This window comes from Microbacterium sp. P03 (assembly GCF_043556235.1).
Lineage (GTDB): Bacteria > Actinomycetota > Actinomycetes > Actinomycetales > Microbacteriaceae > Microbacterium.
This window is the reverse complement of sequence record NZ_JBIGIM010000002.1, coordinates 19884-32561: the sequence shown is the minus strand read 5'-3', so window position 1 is coordinate 32561 and position 12678 is coordinate 19884. Positions and strand designations below refer to the sequence as shown.

At 66.7% G+C, this 12678-nt stretch carries 13 protein-coding genes; 7 read left to right on the top strand and 6 right to left on the bottom strand.

Annotation, left to right across the window (positions count from 1 at the left end; genetic code table 11):
- Positions 1-5 precede the first annotated feature (5 nt).
- The 6 genes from glmM to ACFXOO_RS07430 all read right to left on the bottom strand — a co-directional run bounded on the left by glmM (position 6) and on the right by ACFXOO_RS07430 (position 4817).
- Positions 6-1361 carry a phosphoglucosamine mutase gene (gene glmM, locus ACFXOO_RS07455; protein WP_378841418.1) on the bottom strand — a complete coding sequence of 452 codons (1356 nt, stop codon included), beginning with the start codon at positions 1359-1361 and terminating at the stop codon, positions 6-8.
- A gap of 14 nt (positions 1362-1375) precedes the next feature.
- Entirely contained in the window at positions 1376-1861 is a 486-nt protein-coding gene (gene rpsI / locus ACFXOO_RS07450) for a 30S ribosomal protein S9 (protein ID WP_378841420.1), read from the bottom strand.
- A gap of 29 nt (positions 1862-1890) precedes the next feature.
- Positions 1891-2337: a 50S ribosomal protein L13 gene (gene rplM / locus ACFXOO_RS07445; RefSeq protein ID WP_378841422.1), complete on the bottom strand. Its 447-nt coding sequence runs from the start codon at positions 2335-2337 to the stop codon at positions 1891-1893.
- A 249-nt stretch (positions 2338-2586) separates the two neighbouring features.
- Complete coding sequence (locus tag ACFXOO_RS07440; RefSeq protein ID WP_394563255.1) at positions 2587-3327, bottom strand: CPBP family intramembrane glutamic endopeptidase; 741 nt, start codon at positions 3325-3327, stop codon at positions 2587-2589.
- 11 nt (positions 3328-3338) lie between these two features.
- The gene (locus ACFXOO_RS07435; protein WP_378841427.1) at positions 3339-3863 is read right to left on the bottom strand and encodes an LPXTG cell wall anchor domain-containing protein; all 525 of its coding nucleotides are present in this window, start codon (positions 3861-3863) and stop codon (positions 3339-3341) included.
- Between the two features lie 165 nt (positions 3864-4028).
- Entirely contained in the window at positions 4029-4817 is a 789-nt protein-coding gene (locus ACFXOO_RS07430; RefSeq protein WP_394563254.1) for a CPBP family intramembrane glutamic endopeptidase, read from the bottom strand.
- A 47-nt stretch (positions 4818-4864) separates the two neighbouring features.
- Between ACFXOO_RS07430 and ACFXOO_RS07425 the strand changes: the two genes are divergently transcribed.
- The 7 genes from ACFXOO_RS07425 to ACFXOO_RS07395 all read left to right on the top strand — a co-directional run bounded on the left by ACFXOO_RS07425 (position 4865) and on the right by ACFXOO_RS07395 (position 12635).
- Positions 4865-5467 carry a low molecular weight phosphatase family protein gene (locus ACFXOO_RS07425; RefSeq protein WP_378841430.1) on the top strand — a complete coding sequence of 201 codons (603 nt, stop codon included), beginning with the start codon at positions 4865-4867 and terminating at the stop codon, positions 5465-5467.
- A gap of 96 nt (positions 5468-5563) precedes the next feature.
- On the top strand, positions 5564-7072 hold the full coding sequence (locus ACFXOO_RS07420) for a polysaccharide biosynthesis tyrosine autokinase (protein WP_394563253.1): 1509 nt from the start codon (positions 5564-5566) through the stop codon (positions 7070-7072).
- Positions 7073-7078: 6 nt separating this feature from the next.
- Positions 7079-7996, top strand: a complete 918-nt coding sequence (locus ACFXOO_RS07415) for a hypothetical protein (RefSeq protein WP_394563252.1) — start codon at positions 7079-7081, stop codon at positions 7994-7996.
- Positions 7997-8295: 299 nt separating this feature from the next.
- A complete protein-coding gene (locus tag ACFXOO_RS07410; protein ID WP_394563251.1) occupies positions 8296-9693 on the top strand; it encodes a sugar transferase in 1398 nt (465 codons plus the stop codon).
- A gap of 1 nt (position 9694) precedes the next feature.
- Positions 9695-10486, top strand: coding sequence for a glycosyltransferase (locus ACFXOO_RS07405; RefSeq protein ID WP_394563250.1), 792 nt, complete (start codon positions 9695-9697; stop codon positions 10484-10486).
- Positions 10486-11562: a glycosyltransferase gene (locus tag ACFXOO_RS07400; protein WP_394563249.1), complete on the top strand. Its 1077-nt coding sequence runs from the start codon at positions 10486-10488 to the stop codon at positions 11560-11562. The genes ACFXOO_RS07405 and ACFXOO_RS07400 overlap by 1 nt, the downstream gene beginning before the upstream one ends.
- Positions 11559-12635 carry a glycosyltransferase family 2 protein gene (locus ACFXOO_RS07395; protein WP_394563248.1) on the top strand — a complete coding sequence of 359 codons (1077 nt, stop codon included), beginning with the start codon at positions 11559-11561 and terminating at the stop codon, positions 12633-12635. Before ACFXOO_RS07400 ends, ACFXOO_RS07395 begins: the two co-directional genes overlap by 4 nt.
- Positions 12636-12678 lie beyond the last annotated feature (43 nt).

Here is a 12678-nt window from a genome sequence, read left to right as displayed (position 1 = left end):
GCCCGTCAGAGCGCCAGCCGCCCCCGCACGACCTCGGCGAGCCCCTCGGCATAGCGGTGGGCGGCAGCCTCGTCGGCGGCCTCCACCATCACGCGCACGAGGGGCTCGGTGCCCGATGCCCGCAGCAGCACCCGTCCCGTGTCGCCCAGCGATGCGGTCGCGGCGGCCACGGCCTCGGCGACGACGGGGTCTGCGACGCGCGTTCGATCGACGCCTGTGACGTTGATGAGCACCTGCGGGAACACGGTCATCACCGACGCGAGTTCGGCGGCGGTGCGGCCCGTGCGGGCCATCTCGGCGACCAGGTGCAGGCCGGTCAGGAGGCCGTCGCCCGTCGTGGCGAACTCACTCATGATGACGTGCCCCGACTGCTCACCGCCCAGGGAGAAGCCGCCCTCGTTCATGCGCTCCAGCACGTAGCGGTCGCCGACTGCGGTCTGCTCGACCGTGATGCCGTGCGATTCCATCGCGCGGTGCAGTCCGAGGTTGCTCATGACGGTCGCGACCAGCGTGTCCGAGACGAGGTGCCCCCGCTCCTTCATCGCCACCGCGAGGATGGCCATGATCTGGTCTCCGTCGATGACCTTGCCCGTGGCATCCACGGCCAAGCATCGGTCGGCGTCGCCGTCGTGCGCGATACCGATGTCGGCGCCGGCCTTCAACACCGCTTCGGAGAGCACGGAGAGGTGCGTCGACCCGACTCCGTCGTTGATGTTCCAGCCGTCGGGGTCCGCGCCGATCACCGTGACCTCGGCGCCCGCGTCGCGGAACGTCTCGGGTGAGACTCCGGATGCCGCGCCGTGCGCGCAGTCGAGCACGACGTGCAGACCGCTCAAGCGGTTGGGCAGCGAGGCGAGGAGGTGCAGGACGTAGCGGTCCTCGGCGTCGGAGAACCGGCGGATGCGGCCCACGCCCGCGCCGGTGGGCTGCAGTTTGGGTCCGGAGAGCGCCTCTTCAATGCGCCGCTCGACTTCGTCCGGGAGCTTGACCCCTCCGCGCGCGAAGATCTTGATGCCGTTGTCGGGCGCGGGGTTGTGGGACGCCGAGACCATCACGCCGAAGTCGGCGTCGTGGTCGGAGATCAGGAACGCGAGCGCGGGGGTCGGCAGAACCCCGGCTTCGAGGACGTCGACGCCGGACGACGCCAGACCGGCGCAGACCGCCGCGGCGAGGAATTCGCCGGACACACGGGGGTCGCGTGCGACCACGGCGGTGAGCCGGCGGCCTGAGGCCTTGCGGGCCTCGGCGGTACGGCCCTGGCCCAGGACGACGGCGGTCGCCTGGGCCAGGGTGAGTGCGAGATCGGCGGTGAGGGGGCCGTTGGCCAGCCCCCGCACGCCGTCCGTGCCGAACAGCGGCATCGGAGCGGTACCGATCAGCGCTTCGAGTACTGAGGCGCCTTGCGGGCCTTCTTGAGACCGGCCTTCTTGCGCTCGATGACGCGGGCGTCACGCGAGAGGAAGCCGGCCTTCTTCAGGGTGGCGCGGTTGTGCTCTTCGTCGATCTGGTTCAGCGAGCGTGCGATACCGAGGCGCAGTGCACCGGCCTGGCCCGAGGGGCCACCGCCCGAGATGCGCACGATGACGTCGTAGGCACCCGTGAGGTTGAGCACGGTGAACGGGTCGGTGATCAGCTGCTGGTGCAGCTTGTTCGGGAAGTACTCCTCGAACGCACGGCCGTTGACCGTGATGGTGCCCGAGCCGGGAATGAGGCGCACGCGGGCGATGGCCTGCTTGCGACGACCGACGGCCGCACCGGGGACGCTGAGCACGGGGCGCTCTACGGCGACGGCTTCCTGGTCGACGGGGGTCTCGGTCGAGTAGCTCTCGGGAGCTTCGGTGGTCTCTTCGATGTTCGCCACGAGTATGTCCTTAATCTTCTGAACGGCGCTTACTGGGCGACCTGGTCGAGGGTGTAGGTCGTGGGCTGCTGGGCACCGTGGGGGTGCTCGGCGCCGCGGTAGACCTTGAGCTTCTTCAGCTGCTGGGCGCCGATGCTGTTCTTGGGGAGCATGCCGCGGACGGCCTTCTCCACGGCGCGCTCGGGGTTCTTGGCGAGGAAGTCGCTGTACGTGATCGACTTCAGGCCGCCCGGGTAGCCCGAGTGGCGGTACGCCTTCTTCTTCTCGAGCTTCTGGCCGGTCAGCGCGACCTTCTCGGCGTTGATGATGATGACGAAGTCACCCATGTCCATGTGGGGGGCGAAGGTCGCCTTGTGCTTGCCGCGGAGGAGCGTTGCGGCGTGGGAGGCGAGACGGCCCAGGACGACGTCGGTCGCGTCGATGATGAGCCACTCGCGCTGGGCTTCGCCAGCCTTGGGGGTGTACGTGCGCGTCACAATAGTGCTGCTTTCTTGAATCGAACGGAGAGGTTCGTGAATCCCGCTCCGGGGTGGTTCTCCGACCTGAAGGCCGACGGAACACGCCAGTGGAGGGCTCACGTTCGTAGTGTCACGCCAGCAAGACGCAGACACCAAGGGTCAAGCCTACGGCATGCGGATGCTGCGGCCAAACGCCGCCTCATCCCTCCGGTCACCGACCGCCCTCAGCCCCCGTCGGTGAGCGAGCGAAGCGAGTCGAAGCACTCCTCAGCCGAGCATGAGAACAACACCGATGGTGTTGAACACGATGTGCGCGGCCAGCGCCGCGGCGAGGCGCCCGGTGACGAGGGTCAGGATGCCGCATCCGACGCCCACTCCGATGGTTCCGATCACCAGACCGAGCGGTGCGCTTCCCCCGAGCGGCAGGAGGTGCAGCGCGACGAAGGCCGCGGTGGTCAGCACGAGCGCCACGGTGCCGGCGATCGTCGGGCCTGCGCCGCGGAGCCCGTTCGCGAGGGCGGGCAGGGCGATGCCGCGGAAGAAGACCTCTTCGATCACCGGGCTGAGGAGCACGGCCGTCACGATGACGACGGCCAACGTGGCGTAGCGGCTGAAACTCGGTTCCTCGACGAACGGGCCCTCGAGTGATCCCGTGGTGGGTGCACTCAGCTCGACGGCGGCGCGGACGAGCGCCCCGACGCACGCGCCGATCAGCAGGTCGCCCACCCTCCATCGGCGCAGAGCGCGCACCCACGCGTGAGGTCGAGTCCCCACGCGGACGGCGAGCACGGCACCGATCACGAGAGGCGCCGAGAGAACCGCGATGTCGAGTGCGCGCAGGACCCAAGCCGGCCACGACGGGAGGAACACGCTTACCCCGGGGAAGGACGTCCCGACGACCGCGGCCACGACGAAGGCGACCGTCAGGACGACAATCGCCGGGGTCGGTCGCGTGAACGACGCGAGAAAAGACGAAGACCCCGGACGCGTGTCCGGGGTCTTCGCCATGAAGCGTGTGATCAGTTGCTGCTGGTCGTCGCGCGGCGGCGGGCAGCCACCGCGGCGACAGCCAGGCCACCGAGCGCAACAGCGCCGACGCCGCCCCAGATGGCGATGGTCGGAACCTCGCCACCGGTCGCGGGCAGCGAGCCCGAGGCCGCCGCAGTGGTGACCGTGACGGTCCGGCTGCCGAGGACGGTGCCATCCGGCGCAGCGGCCGTGACGGTGTAGGTGCCCGCGGCCTTGGCCGTGAACGTGGTGCTCGCGGAGCCATTGGCAACGGTCTTGGTGACCGAAGACGACGCCGTGTTGGCGAGTGCGGCCGACGACAGCGTGCCGCCGCCGCCCGTCGTGCTGAAGATGATGGTGGCGTAGTCGCCGACACCGTTGATCGTGATGATCGTCACGTCGCCGATGATGATCGTCGGGTTGTTGATGATGATCGTGATGGGCGGTGCGGGGTAGGTGTCCGCGTTGGCGGCAGAAGCACCGGTGAGCCCGATCGCAGCCGCGATGGCCAGCGCCGTGAAAGTCTTCTTGAACATGGTGATTGATCTCCAAAGGTTTGGTGAAGCGGTGAGTCGTCTTTGTTCAAAGGCGGCAAACCCCCCCAGAGGGCTTCCCATATCGGCCATGCTAGCGGGTTCGTTTCCCATACCGCCAGGCGGCAGTATTTCGCCTATGTAAAGAGTCGATGAACGGCCGAGCATTCAGGCGGCGAAAGTGCCCGCCATCGCGAGGGCGACGAAACTCAGATTGAAGACCGCGTGCACCAGCACGGCTCCCCAGATTCTGCCCGTCAGCAGCACGAGTGCCGAGCACGTCGCGCCGAGCATGATGAGGCCGACGACTCCCGCGCCCTCGCTGGGCTGCAGCCCGTGGGCGAGCACGAAGACGCCCGTGCTGCCCAGGAGTGCGATCACCCCCGCGAAGAGCGAACCGACCTGACGTCGGAACACCGTGAACAACGCCACGAGCAGCACGGCGCGGAAGAAGAATTCCTCGATCACCGGCGCGATCAGTCCGGGAGACACCACGTCGGTGAACAGCCAACCCGACGGCAGATTTCCCCCGATGACGGGGTATGACGGCAACGCGCCGTCCTCGCCGAGGGCGAGCTCGATCCACCCCTGCGCGATCCTCAGAGCTGCGCCGATGGCGAGACCGTAGAGCAGATCGACGGGGCGGAGCCGCAGGAGGCCGATGGGGCGCGACCGGGTGAACGCCCAGACGACCGGCACGAGCATCCCGATCCACAGGACCCCGGTCGCGGCCATCGGGCCCCACGTGACGGGCAGCATCGAGATCAGCAGCGCGCCCGCGAGCAGCCCGAGCCCCAGAGAGAAGAACGCGATCGCCAGGAGCCGCTCGCGCCACCGGCGGACGGTCCGGCCGCCCAGGCGCCAGTCTCGGCGGCCGATATGCTCCGCGCTCGACTCGGACCGGGCCTCTCGCGCGTCGCGAGCCTCCGCCGGGGCGTCTATAGAGTGGTCGGGCACGCGCCCACGTTACCTGCCGCGCTTCTCTCAGCCCCAGGAGGCTCCCCGTGATCGAGGTTCTGACGGTGTGCACGGGCAACATCTGCCGCTCGCCGCTCGCGGAGCAGCTCCTGCGCACGCGCCTGTCCGACCTCGACGTGCACGTCGCGAGCGCCGGCACCCGGGGCCTGCGCGATGCGCCGATGACACCCGAGGCGCTCCGGCTGGCGACCGAGTTGGGCGTCGATCCGGCAGACAGCAGCGCGCACCGATCGCGATACCTGACCGAGGCGCAGCTGTCCGACCCCGACCTCATCCTCGCCATGACGCGGGAGCACCGCCGAGCGATCGTAGAACTCGCGCCCTCACGGCTGCGATCGACATTCACGGTGCGCGAGTTCGCGCGTCTTGCGGCTGACATCGATGACGAACTGCTGCGCGAGGCCGCCGAGAGCGCCGGGCCGGATGCCTCGTCCCGCGTCCGCGCCGTGGCCGCGCTCGTCGCGTCCCGCCGCGGACTCGTGCTGCCGCCTGACGATCCCACGGACGACGACGTGATCGACCCCTATCGACGTTCGTGGTCGACTTATCAGCTCTCCGCATCGCAGCTCGAGCCGGCCACCCGCGAAGTCGTCCGCGTCCTCCGCGACGCCCTGGCGGAGGCCGCGTAACCTGCCCGAAACGTGCCCTCTCTCGGCTGTAAATCGGCTGTGACAAGATGGCCTTGACCACGCGCACCCCAGGCGCGTGACCATCGGAGAGGCAGCATGGAGCTCAGCGACTACATTCGCATCCTGCGGAAGAACTGGCTGATCATCGTGATCGCCACCCTGCTCGGCGTGGGGGCTGCGGCCGGCTACTCCCTCACCCGCACACCCCAGTACGAGGCATCCAGCACCGTCTTCGTGTCGTCTCAGGCGGGCGGAACCATCGCCGAGCTCCAGCAAGGCTCGAACTTCACGCAATCCCGGGTCACGACGTACACGAACCTGGTCGCCACGCCCATCGTGATGAACCCCGTCATCGCAAAACTCGACCTCGGCATCACCGCGTCAGAGCTGACCCGGAAGGTCACGGCGTCGAGCGCAACGAATACGACTCTCATCACCATCACGGTGACCGACCCGGACCCGGTGGCAGCGGCCGACATCACCAACGCGCTGGCCGCGAGCCTCACATCCGCCGTCGAGTCGATCGAGACGCCGAACGGCACCGACACCAGTCCCGTGCGGCTCACGCGTGTGAAGGACGCGATCCCCCCCTTGGCACCGTCCAGTCCGAACGTTCCCCTCAACCTGGCGCTCGGAGGGCTCGTGGGGCTTGCACTCGGTCTGGGCTTCGCAGTTCTGCGCGCGGTACTCGACACACGCATCCGCAACCCGCGCGACATCGAGATCGTCACCGACCGCCCGCTGATCGGTGCGATCGCCTTCGACCCGAAGGCCAAGTCGCGTCCGTTGATCGTGCACGCCGACCCGATGAGTCCGCGCGCCGAGTCGTTCCGAGCGCTGCGCACGAACCTGCAGTTCCTCGACATGGGCGGGCGCGCGAGCTTCGTGATCACGTCGAGCGTGCCGAGCGAGGGCAAGTCCACGACCACGATCAACCTCGCGATCGCCCTCGCCGACGCCGGCAAGCGCGTCGCCCTCATCGACGCCGACCTCCGCAAGCCCAAGGTCGCCGAGTATCTCGGCATCGAGGGCGGCGCCGGCCTCACCGACGTCCTCATCGGCCGCGCGCGCGTGAGCGACGTCATGCTCCCGTGGGGCGAGCGCAGCCTGTACGTGCTGCCCGCCGGAAAGATCCCGCCCAACCCGAGCGAACTGCTGGGGTCGTCGCAAATGCAGACTCTGCTCGAGGTGCTGGAACGCGACTTCGACGTCGTGCTCTGCGACGCTCCCCCGCTGCTGCCGGTGACGGACGCCGCCATCCTGGCGAAAGCCACGAGTGGCGCCATCGTCGCCGTCTCGGCCGGTCGCACGAACCGCCACCAGCTCAGCGGCGCGATCGACGCGCTGAACACCGTCGGGGCGAAGGTGGCCGGAGTCGTCCTCACGATGGTGCCGACCCGAGGACCCGACGCGTACGCCTACGGATACGGGTACGGCTACGGCGGGTACGGAACGTACGGCTCGGGTCCCGCCGCCGAAGACGATACGGAAGGGGATCCGCCCCCCGTCAGTCACGCGGCCGACGATCTGCGTCCGCGTACGTCCGGCAGCGACGACACGCCGGGCACCCGCCGCAGCAGCACACCGACGGCTCCCGTTCCCTGATCGTTCATGGGCGCCCGACGTTTCGAACGATCGCCGAGCTCCACATTGGTGGCAATCACTGCTGTTGTCATCCTCGCCATTGCTGTTGGCTTTCTGTCGTATACCGCTTACCAGCGTGCGCATCCAGCAGGCGTGGGGGGTGGCTCGGCCGCACCGATTCCGACCTTCTCTTTAGGGGTCGAGACGGCCGCTCCTCCTCCGACACCCGCTGCCGCGGTGTCTCCCCCTCTCGTCCCGCGCGCGTCCGAGCGCTTCCTGGCGGTCGGTAGAGGCGCGATGTGGAGGGCGACCGCCGGCGAGTGTGGTGGGGCCGCGCCCACCATCGATCGTTCGACGGACGGGGGGAGGACATGGCGCAGCGTGACGCCCGGCTATCTCGGCCTCGCTCAGATCGGCGGCCTCGACGCCTTCCAGAGCACGGAGGCCGAGGCCGTCGCCGGCCTCGCGGGGTCATGCGGAGTGAATCTGTTGCGCACCTACACTCAAGGCCAGTTCTGGGACTCGTACCCCACCCTGCTCCCCGCAGCCCGCTATATCGATCTCGAAGATGCGAGCACGGTACGCCTCGCAGGAGTCTCCGTGGATTCGCCGTGCGTCGACGCGCGCGGGCTTCGAGCCGCCGGATCCACGGTCGCGCTCGTGTGTGAGGGGACGGCCTTCGCACTTCGCGACGGTCGGTGGAGCGCCTTGCCCGAGACGGATGTCGCGGCCGTGGCCGTCGCCGATCCCTCGGTCTATGTAGCGGCCGCCACAGCAGACTGCGACGGCCTCAACATCACCGTGCACACGGGCGCCGACGTGGGGATGCCGGTGTCTCTCGGTTGCGTCCCAGGGTCTCCTTCGGCGGCCGTGGCAATGGCAGTGGTAGATGGCGCCGCCTTCGTGTGGTCGGGCAACGACGTTGTTCGAGTCGATGTCCCGTGACGGCCGGCGCCCCTCGGCGCGCGGGGCGCCGCACCCGATTGCGACACCTCCGCAACATGTCCGTTACAGGGACCGGCTACGCTCATCGGTGGGGCACGTCTTGGGCAGTAGGAAGGTTGTTCGACTTCATGTCGGAAACACAACTTGATGCGGGTCCGGTTCCGGACGTTTCGTCCGTCGAGAACTCTCGGCATTCCGCGTCGGAGGCCAGCTCTCAACGGGATTCGCGGGCGTCGAGGAGACCAGACCTCCTTTCCGCGGCCCGCCAGGAGCCGATCGACAACTGGCGCCGTCGCTACATGCGTCGCCTGTGGGTCTCAGACCTGCTCGTGTTGATCTGGGTCGTCTACGGTACACAGATCGCCTGGCTCGGCATCGAGCCTGTCGAGATATCCGGTCTTGCCATCAGCACATACTGGTCGTTCTCAGCCGTACTCGTCGTGATCTGGATGATCGCACTCGCGCTGATCGATTCGCGTAGTGATCGGGTGATCGGAACCGGTCCGACGGAGTACGCGCGTGTGGCAGACGCGAGTTTCCGAGTGTTCGGCTTCATCGCGATCGGCGCGTTCCTCCTTCGAGTCGACGTCGCTCGCGGTTTCCTTCTCATCAGCTTGCCGTTGGGCATCGCGGTGTTGATCATCGAGCGATGGCTGTGGCGGCAGTGGCTCAATGCCCAGCGGTCCATGGGAAAGTACTCCGCGAAAGTTCTCCTGGTCGGATCTGCCGAATCCGTCGCGCAGATCGCGCGCGAGCTGAGTCGCACACCCAACGCCGGATACCGAGTCGTCGGGGCATGCGTGCCGTCTGGAAAAGTTGCGGACACGATCGAGGGAACCGACATCCCGGTGATGGGAAGTGTCGACGCCGTCGAGCGTGCGATCGTGGCCACTCACGCGGACACGGTGGCGATCACGAGCACCGACGAACTGCCGCCCTACAAGGTCAAAGAGCTCTCGTGGGGCCTCGAGGCGGGTCGTCAGCACTTGGTCCTCGCGCCCAGCATCATGGACATCGCGGGACCGCGCATCCATACGCGTCCCGTTTCAGGCCTGCCCCTCATCCACGTCGAGACACCGCGCTTCTCTCGCGGGCAGCGCGTCGTGAAGCGAGGTTTCGACATCGCAGCTTCGTCAGTTCTCGTGGTCCTCCTCTCACCGGTGCTGCTGGCGGTCGCTATCGCGGTGAAAGCATCGAGCTCCGGACCACTCTTCTTCAAACAACAGCGAATCGGCATGAAGGGAGAGCCGTTCCACATGCTGAAGTTCCGGTCGATGCGGGTCGGCGCTGAAGCAGAGCTGGCGGAGTTGCTGGCCGCGCAGGGGACGAGTCAGACGCCTCTTTTCAAGGTGCAGAACGACCCGCGCATCACCGGAGTCGGAGGCTTCATCCGGAAATATTCGCTCGACGAATTGCCGCAGTTCTTCAACGTTCTCGGCGGGTCCATGAGTCTGGTGGGTCCGCGTCCGCAAATCGCGGCCGAGGTGGCGTTGTACACGGATGCCGCGCGCCGCCGGCTGCTCACCCGGCCTGGCATCACGGGCCTGTGGCAGGTCAGCGGGCGCTCCAGCCTGGAATGGGCGGATGCCGTGAAGCTCGACCTCTACTACGTCGAGAACTGGTCGTTGATCAGCGACATCATCATCCTTCTCCGCACGATCAAGGCCGTCATCGCGCCGAAAGGAACTGCTCACTGACATGGCACCCACCTGGTCGCTCATCACTGTCACGTACAACAGCGCGGAGGCATTGCGCGAATACTGGGCCGGCTACGAGCCCGCGTCGGACGTCGAGTGGATCGTGGTCGACAATGCGTCAACCGACGATTCTGCCGCAGTTGCCGGTGAGCTCGGCGCCCGTGTGATCGCCCTGCCGGGGAATCTGGGTTTCGGAGGAGCGAACAACGTCGGCTTCCGGTCGTCATCCTCGCAGTACGTCGGCTTCGTCAACCCGGACGTGTCCGTTCGCCCGGGATCTCTCCTACCGCTCCAGAACGTCATCGACTCGACCGGAGGGCTCGTCGCGCCCCAGCTCGTCAACCCGGACGGGACCCCGCAGCCGAACGGGCGCGGATACCCGTTCTTGGCCGAGAAACTGCGCAATCGGCTCGGTTCCGACGATGCGGCCTCGACCTACCGCCGGTTCGCCTCGGCTGGAGAAGATCTGCCGGTCGTATGGTTCATGGGGGCCGCTGTGCTCGGAACGCGTGCTCATTTCGAGATGCTCGGGCCATGGGATGAGCGGTTCTTCGTGTATTACGAAGACAGCGACCTCGGCCTACGGGCGGCGGCCTCCGGCATCCCTCGCATCGTGTCGGGAAAAATCACCTGGGTGCACGGGTGGGCGCGTGAGACGACCCGATTCGAATGGGCGCCCTGGCGCCGCGAGATCCCCTCCATGGCGAAGTTCTACTCACGCTACCCGCGACTGCTGTCTCCGTGGACGCGTCCGATGATCAAGTCTCTCGACCGAAAATTCGGGACCGTCTGATGCGGGTCATCTTCGACATCCTCGGCTCGACCGAGCGCTCCGGCGGTATGCGCCTGCATGCGACGGAGATCGTCAACTCCTGGCTGAACCAGTTTCCCGAGGATGATGTCCTGGTCGTCGGCGGTTCCTGGGCGAAGTCGGAGTTCGAACAGGTCGGTGCCCGCGTCTCCGTACTGAACAATGAGAAGTTCGTGTGGCGCGCGTGGGGCCAGGCTGTCTATACCGCTTGGTTGCGGGCTCGCACCAAGGCCGACGTCTTGATCTCGCTCAGTCCGATCGTGTCACCGCTTGCTCCGTCCAACCGCGCAATCTGCTTCCAGCACGATTGGCGACACATCAAGAACCCGCACGAATTCCCTGTCGCGCAGCGGGCATATCGGCGGATGTGGAAGATCTCGGCTGCACGGGCTGCAGTGAACGTGTGCATTTCGCAGAAGGCCGCCCAGGAGACGCAGTCTTACGTTCCTGGAGCTCGGACGGTGGTCATCGAAAATGGGTGGGACCATGCCCGGAGCTGGCCCGCATTCGACCACGACTCGTCCGACCGATACATCGTGACGTTCGGCCATCACAACAACAAGCGCCCCGAATTGCTCATCGATGCACTGTCTGGACTCACCGACGCCGGTGTGCGCCTCGTTGTTCTGGGCGCGCGGGGTCAATACCGCGATGAGCTGAGTGACCGGGCCGAGCGCAACGGCGTTGCCGGCCGCGTCGTGCTACCGGGGTTCGTCGACGACGAGGAGTATCAGCGGCTCGTATCCGGTGCTTCTGTCGTGGCCCTGGTGTCGAGCGATGAGGGATTCGGCCTGCCCGTCGCCGAGGCCCACTATCTGGGCATCCCTGCCGTCGTCACTTCCGACAGTGGCATGGAATCGATATTCGGCGACTTCCCCCATGTCGCCGAGCCCGATCCGAACTCGCTCGCCCACGCGCTGAACCGGGCGCTGGCAACTCCCCAGGTGGCTGGCCCCCCCGAGCAGTCGTGGGATGACACCGCGCGCCAGCTTCGAAACCTCGTTGGTGCTGACCCCGCCCGTGGTGTCAGGCCATCCTCGAGCGTGATGAGACTGTGAGCCAAGCATCTGCCCTCAGCCGTATCACCATCTCTGACGCGGTCGACCGTCGCGTAGAGGATGCCTGGCAGTCGGCATTCGAACCCCACGCCACAATCGTTGTGGCCGTCCACAATGCTGATGACTACCTCCCGGGGCTCTTCAAGCAGCTGGAGGACACCAGGCACCCCTCGTTCGAACTCGTCCTCGTGGACGACGGCTCTACCGACACGACAGCGCACGTTCTTGCAGAGCTGGCAGACTTGGCATTCCCTGCTCTGCTGATACGCGTGGAACGTAACGTCGGCGTTGCCGAAGCCCGGAACATCGCCTTGTCGTACGCGCGAGGCAAGTACGTGTGGATGGTGGACGGTGACGACAGCTGGACGTCCCGGTCCCTGGCCGTCATGTGCGACGCGGCGGAGCGCACGCAGAGCGAGTTGGTGATCGCACAGGCCACCCGTATCGTCTCGGGAACAGAGCGGTCGAGTCGGATCCCTGCGCCGCCGCGCGCGGGCACCCTTGATTCCTCTGATCTCGTGACCGCTTACTTTCGCGGTGACATACAGGGCCAGTTGTGGAACAAGCTGTTCCTCCGGAACGTGCTAACCAGCGCCGGCACCGTTTTCCCCTCGCTGCCGTCGAAATCGGATGTGTGCGGGCTGATCACCGTGCTTCCCCGCATCACCCGAGCCGTCTCGATCACCGATCAGGTATACACCTACCATTTCCACGCAGGATCGATAGCGACGTCGCGTGCCAAGCCACTAGACCTCATCCGGGTGGCTGAGTTGAGTTACAGGTTGCTCCCGACCCACCAGGTGAAACGGTTCGAACTCGACCTCTTCTGGGTGAAATCCATCGCGATCCCCCTCCTGACGGAGGTGTGGCGCTTCGACGATCGGTCGCCGGCCGCAGCGTTAGCGATGCGCACCGTGAACGGTGGTCTGGGTATTCGCGCGTCAGCCCGGCTCGCCCGTCGCGGTGCTCTCAAGCCTGCGGCGTTCGCTCTCGGGGCCAGATACGCGCCCGCGGTTGTTCGCGCAATCTATCGGCGGTCGAGGAAGTCCGAGTGGGAGCACCCTGGCCTGTGAGGTTCCCGGAAACGAATTTCGATCGTCGAACAACTAGCGCGGC

Excerpts from the sequence above, each read along its gene's own strand:
- glmM (WP_378841418.1), bottom strand. The coding sequence starts at position 1,361 with ATGCCGCTGTTCGGCACGGACGGCGTGCGGGGGCTGGCCAACGGCCCC.
- ACFXOO_RS07440 (WP_394563255.1), bottom strand. The coding sequence starts at position 3,327 with ATGGCGAAGACCCCGGACACGCGTCCGGGGTCTTCGTCTTTTCTCGCG.
- ACFXOO_RS07435 (WP_378841427.1), bottom strand. The coding sequence starts at position 3,863 with ATGTTCAAGAAGACTTTCACGGCGCTGGCCATCGCGGCTGCGATCGGG.
- ACFXOO_RS07420 (WP_394563253.1), top strand. The coding sequence starts at position 5,564 with ATGGAGCTCAGCGACTACATTCGCATCCTGCGGAAGAACTGGCTGATC.
- ACFXOO_RS07415 (WP_394563252.1), top strand. The coding sequence starts at position 7,079 with ATGGGCGCCCGACGTTTCGAACGATCGCCGAGCTCCACATTGGTGGCA.
- ACFXOO_RS07410 (WP_394563251.1), top strand. The coding sequence starts at position 8,296 with ATGCGTCGCCTGTGGGTCTCAGACCTGCTCGTGTTGATCTGGGTCGTC.
- ACFXOO_RS07405 (WP_394563250.1), top strand. The coding sequence starts at position 9,695 with ATGGCACCCACCTGGTCGCTCATCACTGTCACGTACAACAGCGCGGAG.
- ACFXOO_RS07400 (WP_394563249.1), top strand. The coding sequence starts at position 10,486 with ATGCGGGTCATCTTCGACATCCTCGGCTCGACCGAGCGCTCCGGCGGT.